The sequence below is a fragment of the Desulfovulcanus sp. genome, assembly GCF_982781345.1.
In genome coordinates, this window is the sequence record NZ_CEYAEZ010000112.1 from 1 (window position 1) to 2,645 (window position 2,645).

The following is a 2,645-nucleotide window of genomic DNA, read 5'->3' on the forward strand; positions in this document are numbered from 1 at the left end:
CCGAGCCACTTACAGCCGTGAACAAGCTGACGCTCACGATTGAAACCGCTCAGGTTTTTGGCTTGCTGGGGCCGAACGGTTCCGGCAAGACGACCACGGTCAACCTGATGTGCGGGTTATTGAAACCTACTTCGGGGCGGGCGCTGATTCACGGGGTGGAGGTAGCCGCCAATACCGCAAAAGTGCGGGCCATGCTCGGTGTTGTCCCCCAAGAGACGGCGCTCTACAACGACCTGACAGCTCGTGAAAACCTGCTGTTTCACGCCCGGCTGTACAATGTGCCTGCACGGGAACACAAAGCGCGCATTGCGCAAGTCCTAGCGTAAGTCATGTGCAACCAGAAGCGAATCCGTTTCTGAACTCGAGTTTTTGAACTTTTTTGCGGGGCAGCATTGGCGGGCGAGTGCGCCACGTTCCTGCCAGGCGGAGTTCCACGCCCGGATAGGCCCCGGTCTCGTCGAACATTACCAATAAATCTGCATCTTGCCCTACCACCCAGGCACTGGTGTTGGCTGCTACCCGGACCATAGCCTTCACGCGCGTCAATGCCTCGCCGAAGTGGCTGCTACTGCGAACGACTTGTTCGCGCAGCCAGGCCATCGCCCAGCGTACAAAGTTGGCCGCGAACAAGGAGAACTGTTCCTGCAAAGCGATACCGCCTCGGGAGCGCATCTTGAGGGGGTGCATCTTAAAGACGACGTTGACCTCCTTGATGCCGGCCTCAATCGTTTGGCGGGCGTTGTAAAAGTCAAACCAGGCTGGCAAGATGAGGTGTTGTCCGTCATCCCGGTAGGCGATCAAGGTACTGTGCTTCAGGCCGCCAGGCATGTGGAAGCGTTCCAGGGCCATGGTCAAGGGGTAAGGACAGTGGTTGATGTACTGCTCGTCCCAGGCGATCATCTCGGCGTTGCTGCCCACTTGTGTCCACTGAGCATCGGGTTCGACCTTGGCTCGAAGTTTGGCGGCCACCTGAGCGTTGTAGGCCTTGGTGTAGACGAGGTAGCCCATCTCGATCAACCAGGCGATGTTGGGTCCCGTGCCAAAGCCCGCATCGACGCGCACGATGATGGAGACCGGCTGGGCATTGTCCTCATTGTCGGCTTCCAGGCGGGCCAGATGGGCTTTCAGTTCAGCGCGCTCAACCTCCAACTGGTCCAGGCGTCGGCGGTGAGTGGCGGCGGCCTGTTCTGCCTGTTTCAGCCGCTGCGGAGCTTGGGCCAGTCTCTTCCGGGCAGCGGCCAGCCGATGTCGGGCCTTGGCCAACTGGCTGTGGGGTTTTTCCTCCCGGTTTTGAGCTTGATAGCTGGCTTCCAGGGCAGCGACTTCCGCTTCCAACCGCGCCACCTCGGCAGGCAAGATGTCCAACTGGTCCATGAACTGCCTCTGCTTGTTCACTTGGGCGAGCAGCCACCGTTGGCGCTGAACCAAAGGTTTTTCCAACGCTTTCAGGCGTTGTTTGACCAATTCCGTCCGGCGCCGGGGTTGTCGTCCCAAGCGATCCTCTGCGGCGTAGACCATCTTTTGCAGCCGAGGCAGCGAGACCGGGTTACGCGGATAATGAAAGCCGCTCAGGAACAAACGGCCGTAGGTGGGGGAGGTCAAAGCCACCAACGCCGCGTCGTACCCCAGGCCCACCCGGTCATCTTGCCAACCAAACTGAGCATCGGGAAAGGTGGTACTGGTGTTGCTGACGCGACGGGGTGCCAGGTCCAAATCGAGGATCAAGGGCAGGTTTCGCTCCAGGAGCAGCCGAACTTCCTGCTCGATGAAAGGCTGAGACACCTCGTGCAACACCTGGGTGATGGCCTCCACGGTTGCTTCGTCACAGCTTGCCAGGGTTCGACTGACACCGCTGTAATGAGCCAGAGAGGCTAAATCCCAGGCCCGGATGGCGGGCCAGTCGTGGGCCAAGGGGTGGGGTCCCTCGTTGAGGTCCTTCAGGTGGGTGATGCCGGTCAAGATGCCCATCAGAAAGGTGAGCACCTTGGCCTGGGGCGTGTGGACAACACTCTTCTGCGACATCGGTACTTGCTGGAGCTTCGGAATCAAGCCGATCTCGTGAGCGAACTCGCCCCAGGCGACCATCAAGGCGTGCTGCGTCAACATGCCTTGCGGTAGTTCCCGCATCCGGCCCAGTCCCTGTCTGACACCGGCGCGAGCGATGTCCAACGGCAATTGCGACCAGGGAGCCGGCTCCAAGGTCTGCACCGTTTCCTGGAACAACCATATCCCGTTCACCTGGACGACGGAGGCAACCCCGCGACTCCCGGCTATGACCGGACGGGAAGTGTCCCATACAGGCCCCCACACATCCGGTGGGACCCCAGGGGACCACGCCACTGGTGAACCGGGTGCCAGTGGCTGTGAAAGCGGAGGAGCAAATGGCAGGAAGCTGTTGCCTCTCCAGGCTGACAAACCAGAAAGCCCCTGGACGCTGGGCAGTGCTTGTGGTATACTCATGGTAAGCCCTCCTTGCTTCGTGAGCATTGGGTGTGGACCTACAGTGTACCACAAGCGGGAGGGCTATGCAGTTGGTAAAGTTCAACTTTCAGACTTTGGCAAGTATCTTCTCAATAAGCTGGGGCGGCTCCCACGCCGCCCATTGCCGGGCGTGGGAGCCCGGCCTACTGGTCCCGAATTGTTGA

General features: G+C 60.0%; 3 protein-coding genes. 2 read left to right on the forward strand and 1 reads right to left on the reverse strand.

Annotated elements, in window-relative coordinates; all coding sequences use genetic code 11:
• Nucleotides 1–326 (forward strand): ATP-binding cassette domain-containing protein (locus AC3WVG_RS11350; RefSeq protein ID WP_488798230.1); only part of this gene is annotated, 326 nt, incomplete at its 5' end.
• 1 nt (nt 327) lies between these two features.
• Here AC3WVG_RS11350 and AC3WVG_RS11355 read toward each other — a convergent pair.
• Complete coding sequence (locus AC3WVG_RS11355; RefSeq protein WP_488798231.1) at nt 328–2,127, reverse strand: transposase family protein; 1,800 nt, start codon at nt 2,125–2,127, stop codon at nt 328–330.
• A 34-nt stretch (nt 2,128–2,161) separates the two neighbouring features.
• On the opposite strand from AC3WVG_RS11355, the gene AC3WVG_RS11360 reads away from it, so the two are divergent.
• On the forward strand, nt 2,162–2,645 hold a 484-nt coding region (locus tag AC3WVG_RS11360; protein WP_488798232.1), incomplete at its 3' end, for a hypothetical protein.

Excerpts from the sequence above, each read along its gene's own strand:
- AC3WVG_RS11355 (WP_488798231.1), bottom strand. The coding sequence starts at position 2,127 with ATGCGGGAACTACCGCAAGGCATGTTGACGCAGCACGCCTTGATGGTC.